14 protein-coding genes and 3 pseudogenes are annotated in these 20,108 nt (G+C 68.6%); 10 read left to right on the forward strand and 7 right to left on the reverse strand.

Annotated elements, in window-relative coordinates:
* Window positions 1-45 precede the first annotated feature (45 nt).
* Window positions 46-273: pseudogene (locus tag OIC96_RS48505) on the forward strand (aldo/keto reductase); the annotation flags it as partial.
* A 605-nt stretch (window positions 274-878) separates the two neighbouring features.
* On the opposite strand, the pseudogene OIC96_RS48510 reads toward OIC96_RS48505, so the two are convergent.
* Together OIC96_RS48510 and OIC96_RS48515 are read right to left on the reverse strand one after the other, a co-directional pair.
* Window positions 879-1,187 (reverse strand): annotated as a pseudogene (locus OIC96_RS48510) (cation transporter dimerization domain-containing protein); the annotation flags it as partial.
* 422 nt (window positions 1,188-1,609) lie between these two features.
* Complete coding sequence (locus tag OIC96_RS48515; protein ID WP_330301706.1) at window positions 1,610-4,093, reverse strand: capsid cement protein; 2,484 nt, start codon at window positions 4,091-4,093, stop codon at window positions 1,610-1,612.
* 520 nt (window positions 4,094-4,613) lie between these two features.
* Here OIC96_RS48515 and OIC96_RS48520 point away from each other — a divergent pair.
* Window positions 4,614-5,084, forward strand: a complete 471-nt coding sequence (locus OIC96_RS48520; protein ID WP_330301705.1) for a cation transporter — start codon at window positions 4,614-4,616, stop codon at window positions 5,082-5,084.
* Between the two features lie 60 nt (window positions 5,085-5,144).
* Window positions 5,145-5,666 (forward strand): hypothetical protein, encoded by a 522-nt coding sequence (locus tag OIC96_RS48525; protein ID WP_330301704.1) that lies wholly within the window; start codon window positions 5,145-5,147, stop codon window positions 5,664-5,666.
* Window positions 5,667-5,965: 299 nt separating this feature from the next.
* On the opposite strand, the gene OIC96_RS48530 is transcribed toward OIC96_RS48525, so the two are convergent.
* The 3 genes from OIC96_RS48530 to OIC96_RS48540 form a co-directional block, all read right to left on the reverse strand.
* Window positions 5,966-10,129: a caspase family protein gene (locus OIC96_RS48530; RefSeq protein WP_330301703.1), complete on the reverse strand. Its 4,164-nt coding sequence runs from the start codon at window positions 10,127-10,129 to the stop codon at window positions 5,966-5,968.
* Window positions 10,119-10,976, reverse strand: coding sequence for a hypothetical protein (locus OIC96_RS48535; protein WP_330301702.1), 858 nt, complete (start codon window positions 10,974-10,976; stop codon window positions 10,119-10,121). The genes OIC96_RS48530 and OIC96_RS48535 overlap by 11 nt, the downstream gene beginning before the upstream one ends.
* Window positions 10,977-11,438: 462 nt before the next feature.
* On the reverse strand, window positions 11,439-11,600 hold the full coding sequence (locus OIC96_RS48540; RefSeq protein ID WP_330301701.1) for a hypothetical protein: 162 nt from the start codon (window positions 11,598-11,600) through the stop codon (window positions 11,439-11,441).
* 388 nt (window positions 11,601-11,988) lie between these two features.
* On the opposite strand from OIC96_RS48540, the gene OIC96_RS48545 reads away from it, so the two are divergent.
* From OIC96_RS48545 to OIC96_RS48565, 5 genes are all read left to right on the forward strand, one after another.
* Entirely contained in the window at window positions 11,989-12,801 is an 813-nt protein-coding gene (locus OIC96_RS48545; RefSeq protein ID WP_330301700.1) for a class I SAM-dependent methyltransferase, read from the forward strand.
* 15 nt (window positions 12,802-12,816) lie between these two features.
* Window positions 12,817-13,824 (forward strand): NAD(P)H-dependent glycerol-3-phosphate dehydrogenase, encoded by a 1,008-nt coding sequence (locus tag OIC96_RS48550; RefSeq protein WP_330301699.1) that lies wholly within the window; start codon window positions 12,817-12,819, stop codon window positions 13,822-13,824.
* Between the two features lie 255 nt (window positions 13,825-14,079).
* Window positions 14,080-14,337: a hypothetical protein gene (locus tag OIC96_RS48555; protein WP_330301698.1), complete on the forward strand. Its 258-nt coding sequence runs from the start codon at window positions 14,080-14,082 to the stop codon at window positions 14,335-14,337.
* Entirely contained in the window at window positions 14,334-14,705 is a 372-nt protein-coding gene (locus OIC96_RS48560; protein WP_330301697.1) for a fic family toxin-antitoxin system, toxin component, read from the forward strand. The genes OIC96_RS48555 and OIC96_RS48560 overlap by 4 nt, the downstream gene beginning before the upstream one ends.
* Before the next feature lie 1,072 nt (window positions 14,706-15,777).
* The gene (locus OIC96_RS48565; protein WP_330301696.1) at window positions 15,778-16,905 is read left to right on the forward strand and encodes a pentapeptide repeat-containing protein; all 1,128 of its coding nucleotides are present in this window, start codon (window positions 15,778-15,780) and stop codon (window positions 16,903-16,905) included.
* Between the two features lie 298 nt (window positions 16,906-17,203).
* On the opposite strand, the pseudogene OIC96_RS48570 reads toward OIC96_RS48565, so the two are convergent.
* Window positions 17,204-17,359, reverse strand: a pseudogene (locus OIC96_RS48570) (LysR family transcriptional regulator); the annotation flags it as partial.
* A gap of 271 nt (window positions 17,360-17,630) precedes the next feature.
* Window positions 17,631-18,023 (reverse strand): ester cyclase, encoded by a 393-nt coding sequence (locus tag OIC96_RS48575; RefSeq protein WP_330301695.1) that lies wholly within the window; start codon window positions 18,021-18,023, stop codon window positions 17,631-17,633.
* A 126-nt stretch (window positions 18,024-18,149) separates the two neighbouring features.
* Here OIC96_RS48575 and OIC96_RS48580 point away from each other — a divergent pair, with 126 nt between their 5' ends.
* The gene (locus tag OIC96_RS48580; protein ID WP_330301694.1) at window positions 18,150-18,728 is read left to right on the forward strand and encodes a PadR family transcriptional regulator; all 579 of its coding nucleotides are present in this window, start codon (window positions 18,150-18,152) and stop codon (window positions 18,726-18,728) included.
* 20 nt (window positions 18,729-18,748) lie between these two features.
* Entirely contained in the window at window positions 18,749-19,729 is a 981-nt protein-coding gene (locus OIC96_RS48585; protein ID WP_330301693.1) for an NADPH:quinone reductase, read from the forward strand.
* Window positions 19,730-20,108 lie beyond the last annotated feature (379 nt).

Consider the following 20,108-nt stretch of genomic DNA (forward strand, 5'->3'; position numbering starts at 1 on the left):
CTATCCGTGACGCTGGGCGGACGACACAGCCGAAGGGAAGGTCCGATAGTCATCAGCATCCCGGTACACACGCTCAACGACGGCACCAGGTTCCCGGCGATCGGCCTGGGCACCTGGCCCATGAGCGACGCGGAGGCGGAAGGGGCGGTGGCGGAGGGCCTGCGCCTGGGCGACCGCCTGGTCGACACGGCGACGAGCTACCACAACGAGGCCGGTGTTGGGCTCGGCGTCGCCCGCAGCGGCGCCCCCCGCGAGGAGGTCGTGGTGACGACAAGCTGCTGACGGTGCGGGCGATCGGGCTGCCGCCGGATCTGTTCATCGACGTCGCGCCGAAGGTGGTGGCCGGCTGGCGGGCGCGGGCCGCAGTGGAGTCGCCTTCCCACCTGCGGACGCACCCGGTGCCGCTGCGGGTGACCTTGCTGGCAGCGCTGCTGTACGAGCGGGAGCGGGAAATCACCGACACGCTGGTGGAGCTGCTGATCTCCACGGTGCACCGGATCGGGGCGCGGGCGGAGAAGAAGGTCACCGAGCAGTTCATCAACGCGTTCAAGAAGGTGTCGGGCAAGGAGAACATCCTCTTCAAGCTCGCCGAGGCGTCGCTGGGCACCCCGGAGGGGACGGTCCGCCAGGTCGTGTTCCCGGCGGTGTCCGGGGGCGAGGCGACGCTGCGGGAGCTGGTGCACGAGTTCAAGACCCGGGGGCCGGTCTACCGGCGTACGGTGCAGACCACGTTGAAGGGGTCGTACACCAACCACTACCGGCGCGGGCTGATCAAGCTGCTGGACGTGCTGGAGTTCCGTTCCTCCAACCATGCTCACCGGCCCGTGATCGAAGCGTTGGGTGAGTGCCCGATTCTGAACCTGGAGGGTTGCCGGGGTTCAGGCTTCGGTGTGGTGGGCGAGCGCGGCGTCTGGTTTGCCGTGGCCGTCGGTCAAATCGGTGTGGACGGTGGCGGCAGTCAGCCGGGGGACGGCGTGGATGAGGCATGTTCGGCGGCGACCGCGAGTTCGTGGGCCTGGACCACGGTGAGCTGCGGGGCGACGACCAAGTCGGCTTCGGCACGCAGTGTGTGGCCGATCCACGCGCATGCGGACCTGTCCGACGTCTCGGCCGCCGTCGACATCGCGCAGGGCGTGCTCGGCCGTGACGACCAGATTGGGGTCGACGGAATCCATCAGTCGCCGGTAGCCTCACGGGCTCCTCGAACGGCGCGGGGGGCCTCGTGCGTTGCAGCCACCTTCCCCCCCCCAAACGCCTCGGCCGACCAAACGCTCGACCGCCCCGCCGTCCGCCCCCTGACATGGAGAGCCTTCTCGTGTATTGGTGCGGCCTGCCCACAACCGCCCGCCATACGCGTAGCGACGCCGCGAGAGGCGTCACTGACGCTGCCGGCCTGCTCAGCCGTGGAAAAGTTATGCGTTCCCCGCAGTGTCCCACCGTCACGACGCGCGTGTGCTCGCATAGTTGGCGACAAGAGTCATGCTGGAACACGCGCCGCCTTCGAAGTGCCACCGGCCCGCTGTGCCATCAACGTTCACCACGCTCAGCTCACTCAATGGCGGAGTCGATGAGATGCGGCATCCCCGGTATCAGCTCCGTCCGCCTCCGCTTAATCTCCCAACAGGTGCGCCGCTCTCAGCTTGGCAAGAAGTGCGTTGAAATCCTCCTTCAGTTTGGCAAAGTCCGTCGCGTTCGAGTCCAGCTGATCTGGCACGCGCCGTGGAATCGGTTCAATGTACTTTCTGTTTGCGGGAACATCCAAGTCATAGAGCGTCTCCCACACTAGGCAATTGTCCTCAGTCTCACCACCAACACTCTGACTCCAGGGCGGCTGCTGACTTTGAGGACCGGAGACGTTGAGGTGCGGGTCAAACGGGCCACCGGACTTGTACTCCTTCAGCCGATATATGAAACGATTGGCGGGCGTCGGCTTGACGGTTTGCCCTATGTGGTAGTGCGTGTTGGGAGCCCAGTCTTTACAAGACTTCGCTGACCTCCTTCCACACGCAGCCTTCACCGTCCACCCGATCTCGTCTGGGGCCGTTGGATCTCTGACGGCATTGACAAGGAGATCACCCGGGCGATAGAAGTTGCAGCTACCCACAGGATTATCGTAGGGGGTTCCGCCAGTCACAACACAGATTCGCCGCTCACTGTAGACCCAGTTTCCAATCCAAGCTTCCGGAAGCATCAGCGCGCCGGGAAACGGACCGTTTTCGTACGCGGTTTGATAGTACGTATGGAAAGACCCATTACTCAGCAGGGACGTTTCAATCCTGCCCTTGATATCCGGGGGAGCTGTCTGGACTTGGGTACGGAAGAGGGAAGACCCATCGACGGTATTCAAATGACTGTCCAGCGGGACAGAATCAAAATCCTGAATGATCGTGGAATCCGAATTGTTTCCGAGGGTGTTGGACGTTATGACCATTGGGACGGCGCCGGTGCCCGGCTTCAGTTCACCCAAGCATAGCCAATTCACATCGCCATCTTCTGTCAGGCTCCCGGCCGTTTTCTTCCAATCAGGCTCACCACTCGGGTGGTCAGGACGAACAACCCCGCGAGTACGCCCGGCATTTTGCGCTTGATATAGATATCCTTGCGCTTTAGATCCTTCCCCGCCCGTCTTCAGCTCGTCCTTGTCGATGTCGATCCCACCGGAGACGATCCGATACAATTGCACTTTGGAAAAGTTATTTAGCACTTTCAGGGCAGAGGGTCCAGATCCTCCTCTGACGGCGCCATAGCCCCAGTACGTTGAGTCCGGGGTGATATCCATGTCCCCTCCGACTACAGCGATATTCCCTCCCTTGAATACCGCTGGCGCATCCCCTTCGGCGTAGCAGCCGACGTACACAGAGCGCGCGATTGAACTGTGTTCGGAGCTGATGTTTCGGTGTTTGTTTGCTGCGGTGCGACACGCAATAAAGGTGCAGCCCAAAAATGAATTATCATGAATTCCATCACGCCCATTACCGGAGGCATCAACACTCATGACCAGCATAGCATTGGTCTCCATGTTGCCCTCGCTGCCGATGTCGAGCCCATGTTGGCCATTATTATCGAGAACGCAATCACGTATCTGCGTGAGGCTGGCATCAACTTGCGGCGTAAAGAAAGGCACATCGCTTGCGTATATCGTTATTCCGTTACGCCTGAAGCCAGAAACCCCAATCGACGCGATCAATGAGCCGGGCGCCAGAACCCGTACGGCGTCCATCTGCGGGGCCTGATAAAAGGTTTTAGCAGATATCCCTTGGTCGGGGCACGACTCGAGGGTAAACTGACGAAGCTCGGCATAGTCCGCACGAGCACGAGAGGGCACTACAGCCGATCCGGAGGTGGTGGTCCAAGCACCCGTCAAGGCAATTGCGCAATAGACAGTCTCCCCTCCCACTGGACCGATACCGGTCGCCCTGGAGAGGTTGAAATCTGCCGGCTTCGGATCGTCGGTTTTACCTACGACATCTGCGAGTATGCGAGTATTTTGAGTGCCACTAAGGACACGCCCCCCAGCTCCCTCCAGAATGCAATGCTGCCTGACGACAAGAGGGCTGGTAATCCGATAGTCTCCTGGAGGAAGATAGACGACTTTTCCGTCGGACACCTGCTCCGTATCGAATCCCGTTTTGCATTCCAGCGCTTTGAATCGCGTTGCGCAGTCCAGGGCTGCTTGGAGTGGGCCCGTGTCGTTGGCCTTTCCGTCCCCTACCGCTCCAAAGTCGAGCACGTTCAGCCGCGTGTCGCGGCGGGGTCGGATTGTCACCATTCCCGAATTATCGCAGTCACCTATCCAGTTCGGAGCGCTCATGCACTTTGAATCCGAAGCGCGCACTATTCGTCCCGAGCTGTCGACGCCAACCGCGCCAGCCCGACCGGAGTCAAGGGGGACATTGAAAACGCCGCCTATTTGAACTGTAACGTTATGTCCAACATCCGCCCTTTCCAGAGCAACCCCAAAGAACGGACTGGTATGCAACTTTTCCTTCTCGACAGCAGGGGTGACGGTGGTCGGTGATCCGGTGGTGCGGACCACCTGGCCGCCGGCTGTAATGGCCTGTGCGGCTCGCATGGTGACGGTGACGATGTCCATCGGAACTTCTCTTCCGTTGAGACTTCGTTGGCAAACGCAGGTCCAGGGAACACAGTAGTTCCGGGAGCGGCCTCAGCGGTGGCCGGGCGGTGGTCCGCGTTAATCGGCGCCGGAGGTATTGCTGAATCCTTTATGGACGCGTCCTCTAAGGATAGGCGCGCCAAGCCGTTTCAGCGATTTCAAGCGCCTCTTGGAGATCGCGCACCACCGCCGGTGCCCTGGTCCGGGGCACCGCAAAGGACGACGCCAACGCGCCCGTACGCGACGCCCTAGTTTCCATGAACTCAGGCCCCTCTTCCACGTCCCGGCTCGACGCGGCCGGCCAGTTCGCAGGGTGAGCGGTCGGCGGGCGTCGCGGGCATTGTGCCGACGGGCGGAAGCGGTGCTGGTCTTGCCGGTCAGGCGGCGGGCACGGATGGCCAGGTTGCGCCAGGTCGCCATCCCGGCGTGGGAATTGAGATCCAGGCCGCTTGCTTCGAGACGTGATTTTCGAAGCCATGTTGGAAAGGGCTGGCCGTGGGTGGAGCCGCTGGCCAGCCGTAGCCGCCCGGTGTCCTGCCGAGTGGCGTACGAGCTGTCCGGCACCGGCGAGGCCCGCCAGAAGCGCGCGCCACGGCTGATCGGCGCCAGCTTCGCGCTACTCGCTCTCTACCTGCTCGCGCAGTCCGTCCTGGTCCTGGGCACCGGCTTCCGCCCCCACCACTCTTCCCTCGGTATCGCCTGGACCGCCGTGACCGCGGCCGTGATGTTCGCTCTGGCGGCGGGCAAGGCCCGCGCCGGGGCCGCGCTGGACAACCCGGTGCTCAAGACCGAAGGCCGGGTCACCCTCATCGACGGCCTGCTGGCCGCCGCGGTCCTCGTGGGCCTGGTCCTCAACAGCGCCCTGGGCTGGTGGTGGGCAGATCCGCTGGCCTCTCTGGTGCTGGTCTACTACGCGATCCGCGAGGTCCGGGAGATCTTCGCCGGGCGCGGCGCCGTACCGGCTGGCTGACCGTCGAGCGCGCAGCCTCCGGCGGGCAGTTGCCACTACCGGTATGAGCTGGGGGAGCCGTTGGAGGACCTGGCGTGCACGCCAGGCGCGATCTCCCCGGCGGTCACGCAGGCGAATCTGACGTCGACGATCTGCCGCAAGGGCGGCTACACCTTCGGCATCCGGTCGTCCACGTCCACCACGGGCAAGGAGAAGGAGCTGAACGCCGCCTCCTACGGCTTCACGGGCAGCATGCGGGATGCCGAGTACGACCACCTCATCAGCCTTCAACTCGGCGGCGACCCCAACGACTCCCGCAACCTGTGGGTGGAGCCGGCCGACCCCGGCCACCGCAAGGGTTCCGGGGTCAACGCCAAGAAGGACCCGGTGGAGACGAAGCTGCACACCGCGGTCTGCAAGGGCCAGGTCACCCTCGCCGCCGCCCAGCAGGCAATCGCCCCGGCGCAGAGGCGACTTCAGGGGAGACAGCGTGCCGGGGCGGCGGGTAGGACACCGTGGCGGTCAGCTGGCCCGTCGCAGCGGGCGAGGGCGGCGACAAGCTCACAGCCATACCCAAAACCCCCGGGTCCGACGATCTTATGAATGACCGCCTCAGACCCACGCTTGGAAGGTAGGACAAGCTCAACTTCCGTGGCAGAGACGGATTTCGCTCAGCGAAGCCGTCGCGCACAACACCCCTGCGTGGCCATACTGCCGGGAGGTGCTCAACAGGACAGCGGTGACTGCCGGTCCGGCGGCACCACGTTCTTCCAGCCGGTTACCGAGGCTCTGGCCAGGTATAACGTGTCGGTGTTCTGACTCGGAACCGACGGTGCGGCGCCGGCGGGTGATTCCCCGTCGGCGCCGCCGACAACCGTTGTGGCACAGCGAATTGGCGGGTGCTACACCGTGCTCGGTGGTTCGGCGCGGTCGAACACCACGAGGTCCCAACCTGTGCCGACCACGATCTCCCCGCGCGGGCCGAGGCACAGCGCACCGCGGATCATGCCGGCGACATCGAGCGCGTCACGCTGCGTGCCGGTCCGCAGGTCCCAGAACCGCACCGACCCTCCGCTGTCGACGGTGAGCGCGGTGGGTACGCCGTCGAGTGCGCGGCAGTCGATCGCGGCAATCGGGTGCTCGTGCCCGGCGAGGGCGTGCAGGGCGGCACCGGTCGTCAGGTCCCACACTCGGACGTACGTGTCCTGGCCGCCGGTGACCGCCACGGGACGGCCGTCGACCGATCCGCATGCCACTGCTTCCACGGTGCCGTCGTGTCCCGTCAGCGCCGCGCGCCGGGTGCCCGTGGTCAGGTCCCACACCCACGCGGCTCCGTCGTAGCCGACCGAGACCGCGAGCGGCCGCCCGCCGACGACCGAGCACGCGACGCCGTTCACCGCGATCTCGTGTCCGGTGTGGATCTCGCGGCACACCTCGCCGGTGTCGAGCCACCAGACGAACAGCGAGTCGTGGTACGCCCCGGCGCTGACTGCCACGGGCCGTCCCGCCAGAGTCGTGCACGCGATCCCCCTCACCGGTCCCCGGTGACCGGTGAAGGTGGACGTCGGCGTCCCGCTGTCCAGGTCCCAGACCCTCACGGTCTCGTCGTCCCCGCCGGTGATCGCTACGGGCCGTCCGGCCACGACGGCGCACGCGGCAGCATAGACGGCGCTCGTGTGCCCGGTGAGGGTGACGCGGAGGCGCCCGGTGCCGAGTTCCCACACACGCACGACGTCGTCGTGCCCGGCGGTGACTGCCACGGCAACGCCGTCCACGACCGCGGTCGCGACCGCGCCGATGTCCGAGGTGTGGCCGGCGGCGGGCAGGCGGGCGCGCACGGACGCGGTGAGGTCCCACACCCGCACCGTGCCGTCGAGCCCGGTACTCACCGCCACCGGCTGTCCGCTGTGGACGGTGCAGGTCACCGACGACACGAAGTGCTCGTGGCCGGCCATGACCGCGTGCGACTCGCCCGTGACCAGGCCCCACACCCGGACTGTGCCGTCGATCCCGCCGGTGACCGCGACGGTCTCGCCGTCGATCACCGTGCAGTCCACCGAGGTCACCGTGTTCTCGTGACCGACGAGGGCAAGCACCTCCTCGGCGGTGTGAAGGTCCCACACCCGGGCACTGCCGTCGGTGCTGCCGGCCACCGCGACCGGACGCCCATGGAGGACGGCGCAGGCCACCGCGCGGAACCTGTGACCGCCGAGGAAGTCGTCGGTGATCCTGCGTTGCGCGCCGGTGGCCAGGTCCACCACGAGGACGGCCGAGTGGCTCGCGACGACGGCCACCGGCCGGCCATCGAGGACCGTGCACGCCAGCGCGTCGACGAAACAGTCATAGGCGGCGACGCGAGTGCTGCTGCGGACGTCCCACACCTCAAGCGCCGGTCCGCCCACCACCGCGACGGGACGGCCGTCGAGTTCGGCGCACGCGACCGCGTTCAGGTGGCGGCCGTGGCCGGTGGGCATGCTCCGCACCGCGCCCGTGGCCGGGTTCCACACCCGCAGCTCAGCGTCGCGGCCCGCGGTCACCACGAGCGGACGCCCGTCCACGAACGTGCACGCGACCGCGTCCACCGTGTCCGTGTGACCGGTGAGCGTGGCACGGACGGCCCCGGTGTCGAGGTCCCACAGCCGGACCACGCAGTCGTGGCCCGTGGTGACCGCGACGGGGCGACCGTCGAGGACGGTGCACGCGCTCGCCGTCACCGGCTTGTCGCCGCCGACGAGCGTCGCGCGGAGGGCGGGGCTGATCTGCTGCCCGGTCGCCCAGCGCGGGAACCACCGCAGGGGCGGCACGAGCGCCCGGTGCAGTTCGGTCGCGCCGAACCTCGCCGCGTCCGTGGCGAGCACCAGGCGGCGCCGCTGCGGCGGCAGGCGCCGGTGCACGCCCGAGGAGGCGCGGTAGACCGAGCGCACCAGGCGGGCGCCGGGCGTGGTGACGTGGTCGAGCGCGGGGAGCAGCTCGTCGGGTTCCGCGTGGGCCAGGTAGCCGGGGTCGGCGACGAGCTCGTCCAGCCGCCCGCACCGCGCGGCGTGGGTCGCGAGGTGCCGCAGCAGGTACGGGTGCGCTCGCGACCAGAGCCGCTCGCCGGTGTGGTCGAGCGGGACCCGCGACATCAGCACCTCGGTGAACGCGCCGTGCGCCGCGACGGCGTCGACGCCCTCGCGCAGGTGCTCGGCCAGCGCCTGGTGGTACAGGCGGTAGGCGGAGCGGTGCGCCTCGACCGCCTCGACGACGTACGAGCCGGCGTGGCGGCGCAGCCACAGCAGGTCGTCGTCGCCGTACCCCGTCCCGGCCAGCCGGGCGGCGAGTGGTGCCCAGATGTCCTCCCACGGCAGGCCCTGCCCCTCGGCGAACGCCAGCGGCCGCAACAGGTCGCACACGCGTTCGGCGTCGCCGCCGAGCCTGGTCACGAGGTCGTGGCGCATCGCCGGCCCGGGCAGTCGCGGCAGCGCCGCGCGCCACGCCGGGTCGCGCCAGTCGGGGATCGCTGTGTCCGCCGCGAGGGTACCGCTGGTGATGCGGGCGACCAGGAACGACGGGGTGGCGGCCGCCGCGACCGCCGCGGCCACGGCGGCGGTCGCGTGGGGTCGGTCCCGGTAGGGGCTCTCGGCCGCCGACTCCCGCAGGCAGCGCGCCGAGTACGCGGTCAGGGCGTCGAGGTCGGCGTAGCGGGACGCGTCGAGGTCGACGCTGTCGTCCCGCCGCAGCCCGAGGTCCGCCAGCAGGTGCGGCCGCGTGCCGACGAGCAGGCGCAGCCGGCCCGCCGCGTGGTCGGCCAGCGGCCGCAGCAGCCGCAGGACGAGGTCGTGCGGGTAGGCCGCCTCGTCGAGCGCGTCGATGAGGACGGTGACCGGCGTGGTCAGCGCGTCGAGCAGCGCACCCGGCGTCTCGGCGTGCACGCGGGCGCCGGCGGCGATCCCCCGCAGCACCTGGTCGGTGGTCAGGTTCTGCGCGTACACGGCGACGTCGACCGCTCCGACGGCGGGGACGGCGTCCGGCGGCAGGCCGATCGTGTCGACGGGCACCATGGGCCGCCGGTCCGGGTGGGTCAGCGTCGAGACGAGGCCGAGGACCGCGGTCTTGCCGGACCCGGGCGCGGCGGTCACCGTGAGGAGCGGTCGCGCCGGGTCGGGCTCGGCGAGCCAGCGTGCGATGTCGCGCAGGGCGGCCACCCGCCCGGAGAACCACCACCCGTCCCCGCCCTTGGCCCGGACCAGCAGGGTGGCGCGGAACTCGCCGTCCCGCCGCCGCGCCTCGGCGTCCCACTCGACGGCCTGCTGGATCGCGAGGTCCACGCCCGACGGGCGGGTGTCGCGGCGTGGGTTGGGCAGGAACGGCGGCACTTCGCCGGTGAGCCCGGCCATCGCCGAGCCGATCATCTGGAAGCGCGGCCGGGCGGGGTTGGCGTTCATCGCCTTGACCACTGTGTCCAGCGGCAGGGTGGGTGGCGCGTGGCCCGCGGTCGAGACGTCCACGACAGCGTCACCCAGCAGTTGCGGGAACGTGCCGACGCTGGCCTGTTCCACGGGCTGGGCGGAGGTGATGACCACGAGCCCTGTGCCGGCCTCGCCCGCCCAGTGCCGGGTCATCCTGGTAAGCGCTGCGGCCGTCAGCTCGTTGCCGCCCTGGCCGGAGTAGCAGGTGTCGAGCATCAGCAGCAGCCGCCGCACGGGGGTGTCGAGCAGCATTCGCCGGGCCAGTTCCACCGTGGGCAGGGCGTCGGCGACGTCGTCCGGGTCGGTGTCCGCGGTGAGCAGGACGTGGTCCTCGCTGCCCTCGAGCACCTCGCCGTGCGCCGCGACGTACACCGCGAGCACGTCGTCCGGCCGCCGGTCGGGGGCGCGGCAGAAGGCGCGGAGCCGGCTGGTGAGCTGCTCGCGGGTCGGGTCGAGGCCGAGGTCGTCGACGTGGGTGTAGCCGAGGGTGCCGGTGAACAGCTCGACGATCCGCTCCCGCGCGTGCACGAGGCCGGGCCGGTCCCACCGCGGCGCCTTCGCGTAGTGCGCCACCGCGGTCGCGATCAGGAACCGCCGGACCGGGTCGTCATGGTCCACCGAGCCCTCCGGCGATGGCGGCGCCGGTGAACCGGTCGGTCAGGTACGCGGCGGCGTCGTGCGCGTGGGAGCCGTTGTGCACGACGACGTTGCGCACCCGGTCGCCGAACCGGCAGCGGAGGTCCTTCTCCAGTGCGACCACGTCGCCGCGGTCCACGATGTTCGTCCACACCAGGTCGTCCGGGCCCGGCCAGGCCCCCAGCCTGTCGACGGGCGCGGGTTCGAGCCGGTCGAAGATCAGGTTCCGGATCCCGAGCGGCGACCCGAGCGTCACCAGCGCCCTCACGCTGTGCGGCCGCGCGCACAACGCCTCGTACGCCACGAGCGTGCCCAGCGAGTGTGCGACCACCACCCGGGTGTCCGGCCCGATCAGCGCCGCCAGCCGGGACCGGGCCGCCGCCCGCAGCTCGGGATCGGTCAGGTAGCGGTGCACCTGCTTGAGGTCGAAGACCAGCGCGCGTGTCGCGATCCCGGCGAAGAACCCCGAGCGCGACAGCTGGCGCAGCGCCGCCTGCACGGATCCAGGCACGCGCGCCAGCGTGTCGGCGCCGGGTGGCGCCACCGCCGGATCGGCCTCGGCAGCCGCGCGCCACCACGCGAGGAGCTGCTCCTGCTCCCACCCCGGCTCGACGTCCTGGGGTCCGAGGAGGGGGTCGCCGACGGCCAGGGATTCACCGGGCGGGCGGAACAGGTCGCCGTAGAACGCCATGGCGCCGTCGCCGGCGGCCGCCTCGTCGCCACCCGCCCTGGTCAGGCCGTCCAGCAACGCAGGCCACCAGTCCCGCAGCAGCATGCGTTCCCCCAGCAGCTGCTTGCCCACTCCGTGCACGCAAACGACGCGAGCCACACCGCCCCCTCAGCCCTTGCGGACGCAATTGTCACACAGCCCTGCCCGCCACTCGTCGAGCTGAAGAGCCGCACGCTGGCGGCCTCCCGCCAACTGGCCGCGCGGCGCAGGCTCCCACGACTCCGACGGCCCAACGCGCCAGCATCGTCAGGGCCTTCAATCAGGCACGGGAAGCCAGGGACAAACCCAGTTATCACCGGATCCCGTTCCGGATCACTCCGAACTTCGGATCGTCCGGGGCGCGCTGGCGGCGTCCCCGCCGTCGGCTGGATCTCGGCCTCGGCCCCGCGAGACTGATCTCTAATCCCTTGATCTCGCCGAAGATGCCTTCGCGCTCGGCTTCGGCGATCCGGGCTCGGAGGCGGGTAATGAATGCGCGGTGGGCCCCGACCGCTTTCGCGGGGCCATCGTGCTTCATGCCGCAGGGCTACCCGTCAACGCCGGTTACGACAACCGACTTGCCTAGTGAACGGTCCACAGATCGCCGGTGAGCAGCTGGGGTTCGGTGATCTCGTCCAGGACCTTGTGGTGTTCGTCGGCGAGTTCAGCGACCTTGCGTACGTCCGCGGCGTCCAGCCCGACGCGGCTGACATCGTCCGCAATGGCGGACAGGGAGGCCAGCACGGCCTCGCTCCACGCGGCGTAGCCGGGTCCGGCGACGTGCCAGAAGCGCGGGTCGTATACGGCGTGGATGTCCTTCGCATCGTGCCGAGCCGGGCGAAGAAGCCCGGCCAGAGAGTGCGGGGGTAGTCGCCGAGACGGTCGGGGGCGGACGTGCCGTCGAGGTGGCTCTGCACCATCCAGTCCCGGCCGGTGATCTCCTGCGACCAGTCCGCGAACAGGACCCGCGGAACGAGGTCGGCGATGGGGGAGAGGTAGGGGGACGGTGGCGTACTCGTTACGCATCAGCTCCCGCTCGGAGGCGAACTGCCGTTTTGGAGCGGGGGCGATACACAGGATGACCGGTCCGCCGAGGCCGTCCGCGGAGAGCCGGTAGGTGTGCGATCCCGCGATGACGGCCTTCACCGACCGCGAACGCGAACAGGCCGCGCACTACGACGAATTCCATGCCGCCCGCGCCGCCAGCCCCCTCGTCTCCCGGCTGTACGCCCAGGCGATGGGCGACGCCTACCCGGCCGAGGTCGCCCCCAACAGCTCCTGCGACTGGACGCTCCTGGGCGCCATGGTCGCCCGCCTGCAGCTGCGTCCCGGCCAGGTCCTGGCCGATATCGGCTGCGGCACCGGCGGCGTCGGCCTGTGGCTGGCCCGCGCCCTGAACGTGCAGCTCGTCGGCATCGACATCTCGACCACCGCCGTCCGGCTCGCCACCGAGCGTCAGGGCAACTTCGTCCCGGTCGACCGCGCCCGATTCAATGTCGGCAGCCTGGAGGCCACCGGACTGCCCGACGGGCACGTTCACGGCCTGGTGTGCGTCGACGCCCTCTTCAACGCCAGTGATCGCGTCGCGGCCCTCACGGAGTTCCACCGCGTCCTCGCTGCTGGCGGTCGCGCCGTCATGACCCGCGTCCTGCCCGTCGGTGTCCGCCACGCCATCGGATCACAGGCACGATCGGCGGGGTTCAAGTCGAGTTCATCGAGAGGCGGCGGGACGAACCGGAGCTGTGGCGCCGGGCATACCGGCTCTGGATCAGCCACGAAGCCGACCTGCGCAGCGAGGTCGGTCACGACCAAACCGACAACATGCTGGCCGAGGCCCACCGCATGCTGCCCCGCCTCGATGCCCGCCGCGCCGTCGTCGTCACGCTGCGCCGTCCCGCACCGACCGCTCCCTCGGCCGCCGGTTAGGCTCGCCGGACACAATTGAAGGAGAAAGAGCAGGATGAACCGGATCGCGGTGCTTTCCGCCGGCTCCTGGGGTACCACCATGGCGATGGTGATGGCCGACGCCGGCAACGCCGTCACGGTGCACGCCCGGCGGCCCGAGATCACCGACGCCATCAACACCCGCCACCACAACCCGGCCTACCTGCCGAACGTCGCCCTTCCCACCTCGCTCCGCGCGACGACCGACCCGGGCGAGGCGCTGGACGGCGCTGCCCACGTCATCGTGTCCATCCCCGCCCAGACACTGCGCGCCAATCTGTCCGCCTGGGCGCCCCTCATCCCCGCGAACGCCGTGGTGGTCAGCCTCATGAAGGGCATCGAGACCGACACGGGCCTGCGGATGAGCCAGGTCATCACCGAGGTGACCGGAATCCCCGAGGCACGCGTGGCGGTCATCTCCGGCCCCAACCTCGCCCGCGAAATCGCCGCCCGGCAGCCCGCCGCCTCCGTCATCGCCTGCACCGACGAGGCCGCCGCCAAGGCGCTCCAAACCGCCTGCCTCGCCCCGTACTTCCGGCCCTACAGCGCCACCGACGTCGTCGGCTGTGAGCTCGGGGGCGCCGTGAAGAACGTCATCGCGCTCGCCGTCGGTCTCGCCTCTGGAATGGGCCTCGGCGACAACGCGAAAGCTCTGCTCATCACCCGCGGTCTCGCCGAGACCGCCCGCCTGGGCAGCGTCCTGGGCGCCGACCCGCTCACGTTCTCCGGTCTCGCCGGTGCCGGCGACCTCTACGCGACGTGCGCTTCGCCGCTGTCGAGGAACAGGACCTTCGGCGAGCGTCTGGGCCAGGGCATGACCGTCGCCGAGGCCACCGCCGCGACCCGCCAGACCGCCGAAGGCGTGAAGTCCTGCCGGGCCATCCTCGCGCTGGCCCATCGCAACGGCGTCGAGATGCCCATCACCGAAGTCGTCGCGGCCGTCATCGACGGCAGGTCCACCGTCCACGAAGCGGCGAGCCTGCTCATGGCACGCACGCCGAAGCCTGAGCTCTACGGCATCTGATACGAAGCCTCGGAGGGGGTACGAGTGCGTACCCGTACCCTGATCGAGTCAGTGGAGCTGGCTTGAGGGCGGGCGCGACGGGGTGGGTCTCCCGGACGTACTTGAAAGCCCAGGTCGGCACGAGGTTGGACTGACGGCCGGCCGTGAGGCAGGACCGGTCGCCGCCCGGCGCCGGTCCCTCTCCGCTGTTGTCCCCAAGCAAGGGTATGGATCCGGAACTCCCCGAAACTGCTACCACCCTGCTACCTTCACTCTATGGCCTCCACGAAGAAGCAGACGCAGGTCCGACTGGAGCCCGACGTGCTCGCCGCCGGCAAGGATGCCGCGGCCGCCCGAGGCCTCGACTTCAACCGGTACGTCGAGCGCCTCATCGTCGAGGACACCACCGGCGCCCGCGCCGCTGGCATGGCCGCCGCGCAACGCTTCATCGACCAGCACGGAGCCTTCCTCGACGACCTGGAGCAGCAGCTCGACCAGCCGTACGGCCATCCGCAGTCAGGCGCCGCCGCGTGATCGTGCACATCGACGAGTCCTGGGTCCTGGAAGTCGCCGAGCGGGCCGGTCAAAGCGACCCCGGCGTCGACGACTACGGGGTGCCAGTCGCAGCCGTCGCCCGCCACCGCGGCGAGCTCCTCGATCACCCCGTCTACGACGGCCCCTATGCCCGGGCCGCTGCCCTGGTGCACACCCTGGGCCGCTGTCGCTGGCTGGAGCGCTCCAACCTCACCGTCGCGTGCGCCGTCGCCGTCCTGTACCTCGAAGCCAGCAACGTCCCTGTCAACCCCACTCGCGAGCAGCTGACTGCGCTCGCGCATGAGCTGAACAGCCCGCGCTGCACAGCGGTCCGGATCGCCGAATTCCTGCGTACCTGGAAGCCCTGACGCGCTCGCCGCGCAGTAGCCGGCACATCGTCGAATCCCTCGGGTCCCGTGCGTAACACCGTCCCCCTTCCCAAGCCTGCTCAGGTCACCAGACTGCTTCGTCTGGGCGAAGGCCTGCGCCAGGCCCACCGCAACGTTGACCGCACCCAGCTCAGACGCCTGAACCGCCGGCAGCACACCCTCGTCGGCGCACTGACACGGCAGGCCCGCGACCTGGCGGCTGAGGCCGGACAACCGCGCTCAACCGCGGAAGAGTCGTCGTCGCCCTCGTACTGCATCGGCCAGTCGGCGGCCGCCTCGGAGGTGCTCCATGGAGGCGTCTGCGGGACCGGCCCGTCGCCGAACAGCGAGTCGGGAGCGACGGTGTCAGGCCAGATCACGTAGCCGAGCATGACGAGTTCGCACCCCGCCGCATGCGCGGCGTCGACCGGGAATGTCGGCCAGTCGGGCCAGTGTGAGAGGTCCTTCTGGGCTACCGACGCTACGGATTGACCTGCGGCTTTGCGGCACTTCATGAGTGAAGGTCCGGTGATGTCGTGGGGAGATTCCTGGAGCACGCTGGGGTCCGGTCGCTGATTTCGGATGGATCGAGGCGGATCCCAGATTGGGCGTCGGCGCGGAGCGCAGCCTTCTCGCGTGTCGGCACAGTCGAAGAAGCCGCGTCCAAAGCGGCCTGATCCGTCGTGAACATCAGGCAGGGGTGCACTACGGTGGAATAGTCGCGCCGACGAGGGTGGATACGCTGGCGCCACTTTGACGTCGGTGCTGGCGGAGGGCGCCGCGAACCGATGAGAACCAGCTGGGTCGGGCGTGCCTCGGCGGGCGCCAGGTTGCGAATGTCGCAGACCCGAGGTCAACGTACCTGGCGGTCAAAGGGCCGTGGGCTGGGGCGTGTAGGGACGTTCAGAACGTCTCGGCAGCGTGGCGTCGGACAGTACCGGGCCCTGTCGGGTGTCATGGCGGGGTGAGGAGCAACTCCGGCAACGGACGACTGAGGCGGATTGCACATCGACGGATCGACAGGCAAGGGCAGCGCAGTAGCCGCGGCTCTGGTCGGCGCGGCGACGGCGGCATGGGCCAGGTGCAGCGGCTGAGCTTGTTGGCGGCAGCTTTGCCGGGCTTGACTGCACTGGTCGCGCTGCTGTTCACATGGATGTCGGTCGGGCAGACGCGGTCTGAGCTGCGGATCGCTGAGCAGGGCCAGATCACCAACCGCTTCAATGCCGCGATCAACAATCTCGGCTCGGGCTCCGAGGATGTGCGCCTGGGTGGGATTCACGCCCTGCAGCGCATCATGCAGGACTCCCCACGCGACCAGCCCACGATCGTCTCGGTGCTGTCGGCGTACGCACGCCGGCATGCCCGGGTGCCGGCCAGTGGCTTCGTCAAGGAGCAAGAAGACATTGCGGAGAGTCTGGAATCCCCGGTCAGGCCGGCCACTGATGTAGAGGCCGTTCTGAGTGTGCTGGCCGATCGATCGGCCGACCATGACGAGCGGGCCAGGCTGGACCTCAGGCGCACGGATCTCCGCGGAGCCGAGGTGATTGCACGGGTCGAAACACCCAAGAGCGGTGCACCGTTCCGTGCTGCTAGCTTCAACGAAGCGGATCTCCGGCACTCGACGTTCGACGGCGTAGACCTGCGCAATGTCGGCTTCTTCCGTTCAAACCTGGCAGCAGCAAGGTTGGACGACGTGGACCTGTCCAGCGCCTCGATGGAGGGGGCGGACCTGACGCGCACAACGATCTGGCACGCCAATCTGACGAGGGCGGATCTCAACTACGCGAAACTTCATGAAGCCCAGCTGAACTGGGCCGTCAATCTCACCAAGGCGACCCTCCTGACGGCGGATCTCACCGGTGCAAACCTGGAAGGCGCAAACCTGCGCAACGCCGCTCTCATTGGAGCGAATCTGAGGGACGCGTACCTCGCCAAGGCGAAGCTGCACGGTGCGCGACTGAGCAACGTGGACCAGGAGGCGCTGGCAGTCGAGTTCGGCTGGTATATCGAGAAAAACGGCAACCTGGCGAAGGCAGACCTCACAGGGGCAGACCTGACGAACGCGGACCTTCGTGGCGTGGACCTCACCGAAGCAGTCCTTGTCGACGCAGACCTGCGAGGTGCCAAGCTCGCCGGCGTGAAGCTGACTCGGGCCAAGCTCAACGGCGTACGAGGCTTGCCGCCATCGCTCCGCCCTTAGCAGGCCTCGGCGGGACCCGACGCGTGGCCCGCCGAGGGTGAGGTCGAGGCGCAGGGCCCTGCATGCCTGCGAGTGCTTGCTGTCCTTTGACAGCGAAGTTAGTCCGGCCGAAGCCGCTGACCTGCGCAGACTAACTTCGCTGTCAACGCGGTCGCATGACGCTGCCTTCGGCCCGAACCCTCTGGCTTGCGGCAACTGGGTTGGATGGCAAGGAACGTCATGGGCTGGGTTCGTGTCAGCCCGGGCCTCTTTGAGCTGGCTGACGCCGAATCCGGCGACGCGGTCCAGGGGCTCGGGCTCAGGCGTCTTCGCGGTAGAGGTCGGTGAGCAGGGCGACGGCGGCGTAGGTGGCTGGGTGGGGGTCCTGGCGGCGCCAGATGAGGTGGGCGGGGACGGGGGCGGCGTCGCGCAGGGGGCGATAGGTGATGCCGTCGCGGCGGTACTGGGTGACGGTGCGCGTCAACCCGGTGTTCGCCGCTCTGATCGGCATGCTCGTCCTGGACCAGCACCTTGGCGCGGCATCGTGGCTGGTCATCATCGTGATCGTCACCGCCAACGCTGTGTCCGTGGGCACCGCCGCTAGCCGCTCGAAGACCGACCTCTTTGCGGTGAGCCCCGCCGGCCGCCCGCGCCCGGGTGTGTGCCTGCGCCCTCCGTCACGGCGACGTACGGGCCCCTTGGGAGCGGTAGCTCCGCGCGAAAAAAGGTACCCAGCACGACTGGGCTCACGGCGCCGGTACGGCACCGATCTGCTGCATCACCCCGAGGAGATCGGGCTGGCCCCGTTCGCCGACGATCCAGCCGTCGGCCAGGTAGTAGAAGTTCATGGCCTGCACCGAGATCTTGTTGCCGCTCGCCGGGATCCCGAAGAATTCACCGTCGTGGGTTCCCCGCATGGTGAACCGCGCGGCCACAGTGTCGCCTTCGGTGACTGTCTCTTCCAGCGTCCACTGGACGTCGGGGAAGGCGCTGCGCATCATCCCGATGACTTCCATGTACCCATCGGGCCCCCGCAGTGGTTCCGGGTGGCTTGGTGCGTGGAACACCGCGTCCGGAGAAATGACCTCGCGGGCGAGATCCTCGTTGCCCGTGTTGATGAATTCGACGAAACGGTTCATCACTGACTCGGTGGACTGCGATGGCATCTTGCTGTGCCTCTCCAGAGACGTTTGGGCGGATACCTGAGAGCGTAACATCGAATCGATGTTCGCATCGATTCGATGTTCGCGTGGGAAGATGGACTCATGCTGGAACTCGCGATACTCGGCTTCCTCGCCGAGGGACCCCTGCCCGGACACGAGCTGCGCCGCCGCGTCTCACAGCTGACCGGCTATACGCGGCCGGTCAGTGACGGCAGCCTGTATCCGGCGATCAATCGTCTGACCAGGGCGGGCTTGATCGAGCGGCGCGCAGCCCCGGCTGCGGGGGCGGCCCGGTACGTGCTCAGCCTGACCGCGGCCGGGCGGGCCGAAATGCTTCAGCGCCTGCGCAAGCCCGCCGACCACGAGATCACCGACTTCACCCGGTTCTACGTCGTCCTGGCCTTCCTGTCCCACCTGCCCGACGTGGCCGAGCAGCACGCGGTGCTGCGCAGGCGGCTGGAGTTCCTGGAAGAGCCGGCGAGTTTCTTCTATGAGAACGAGCGGCCCCTGCGTGCCGAGGAGGTCGCCGACCCCTACCGGCGGGGCATGCTGCTCACCGCCCGCGCGACCAGCCGCGCTGAGCGGACCTGGCTGCGCGAGACCCTCGGCGAGGAACCGCCCGCATTCGACACCGCCTGCACCGACAGCGATCCGCATGCGCCCGCCGCTCCCGCGAGCTGACTGCCCACGGAGGTACCCCCATGCTTGCTTCCTGGTACGACGACCAGGGCCCCGCCGCCGATGTCCTGCACGTCGGTGAACTCCCTGATCCCGTTCCCGGCCCCGGCGAGGTCCGCGTCCGTGTCACCGTCTCGGGCGTCAACCCCGGCGACACCAAGAAACGGCGCGGCTGGCTCGGCTCGTCCATGCCCTTCCCGCGGGTGATCCCGCACAGCGACGCCGCCGGAGTCATCGACGCCGTGGGCGCCCAAGTCGACGCCCGCCGCGTCGGACAGCGGGTCTGGGTATACGGCGCCCAGTCCTACCGCCCCTTCGGCACAGCTGCTCAGTACACCGTCGTACCCGACCCCCAGGCCGTGCCTCTGCCAGATCATCTGAGTGATGAGCTGGGGGCGAGCCTCGGCATCCCCGGCATCACCGCCCACCGCACCGTCTTCGCCGACGGCCCGGTCGACGGCCAACTGGTCCTGGTCCACGGCGTTCTCGGCGGCGTCGGCTCCCTGGCCGCCCAGCTCGCCCACTGGGCCGGCGCGACTGTGATCGCGACCGTCCGCCGCACCGCGGACCTCGACCGCGTCGACCCGGCCGTCGTCTCCCACGCCGTCGCCCTGGATACCAGCGAGCCCGCCGCGGCCATCCGCTCGTACGCGCCGCGGGGCGTCGACCGGATCATCGAGGTCGCGCTGTCCGACAATTCCGACCTCGACAACGCCGTCGCCGCCAACAACGCCGTCATCGCCGCCTACGCCACCCGCACGGACCGCACCGAGATCCCCTTCTGGCCGCTGCTGTTCAACAACGTCACCCTGCGGCTGCTCGGCAGCGACGACTTCCCCGCCGAGGCCAAGCGCCAGGCTGCCCGCGACCTCACCTCCGCAGCCGCCGTCGGCGCCCTCACCGTCGACGTTCGCGACCACTATTCGCTGCACGACATCGCCAAGGCCCACGACCACGTCGACGCCGGCAGTGGCCACGGACGCATCCTGCTCACCATCCCGTAGAAACGACCGGGTTCGCTGTCAAACGACTCGATTGGATGGCGAGGGAGTGCGCCACGAAGTACCACGTAATCGAGTGGAGGTGAAAGGCCGACACCGCCGGGCCGTCGCAGCGGTCTGGTGAAGCTGGGGGCAGCCTGATCCGGGGAACGCCGGGGAGGGTGGCAAGCGGCCCCGACAACGGCGGGACGTGCTGGGACTACCGGACGGCACGGGTCCGTCTAGCGAGGTCAGAAGGTGTAGCGAGAGCGAACCAGTGGTTGAAGCTCCGTAAGCATTCAGCCGGCTCAAACCTGGTGGATACGGGCCGGTATGCAGCGCGTGACTCGGCCGTCCTCGGATGGGCGGGTCAACTCCGAAGCCGGGTTCCTTTTCCGGTGGG

Origin of the sequence: Streptomyces sp. NBC_00775, from assembly GCF_036347135.1 — a bacterium.
Classification (GTDB): Bacteria; Actinomycetota; Actinomycetes; order Streptomycetales; family Streptomycetaceae; genus Streptomyces; species Streptomyces lutosisoli.

Excerpts from the sequence above, each read along its gene's own strand:
- OIC96_RS48555 (WP_330301698.1), top strand. The coding sequence starts at position 14,080 with ATGGCCTCCACGAAGAAGCAGACGCAGGTCCGACTGGAGCCCGACGTG.
- OIC96_RS48580 (WP_330301694.1), top strand. The coding sequence starts at position 18,150 with ATGCTGGAACTCGCGATACTCGGCTTCCTCGCCGAGGGACCCCTGCCC.
- OIC96_RS48545 (WP_330301700.1), top strand. The coding sequence starts at position 11,989 with ATGACGGCCTTCACCGACCGCGAACGCGAACAGGCCGCGCACTACGAC.
- OIC96_RS48575 (WP_330301695.1), bottom strand. The coding sequence starts at position 18,023 with ATGAACCGTTTCGTCGAATTCATCAACACGGGCAACGAGGATCTCGCC.
- OIC96_RS48585 (WP_330301693.1), top strand. The coding sequence starts at position 18,749 with ATGCTTGCTTCCTGGTACGACGACCAGGGCCCCGCCGCCGATGTCCTG.
- OIC96_RS48550 (WP_330301699.1), top strand. The coding sequence starts at position 12,817 with ATGAACCGGATCGCGGTGCTTTCCGCCGGCTCCTGGGGTACCACCATG.
- OIC96_RS48515 (WP_330301706.1), bottom strand. The coding sequence starts at position 4,093 with ATGGACATCGTCACCGTCACCATGCGAGCCGCACAGGCCATTACAGCC.
- OIC96_RS48565 (WP_330301696.1), top strand. The coding sequence starts at position 15,778 with ATGGGCCAGGTGCAGCGGCTGAGCTTGTTGGCGGCAGCTTTGCCGGGC.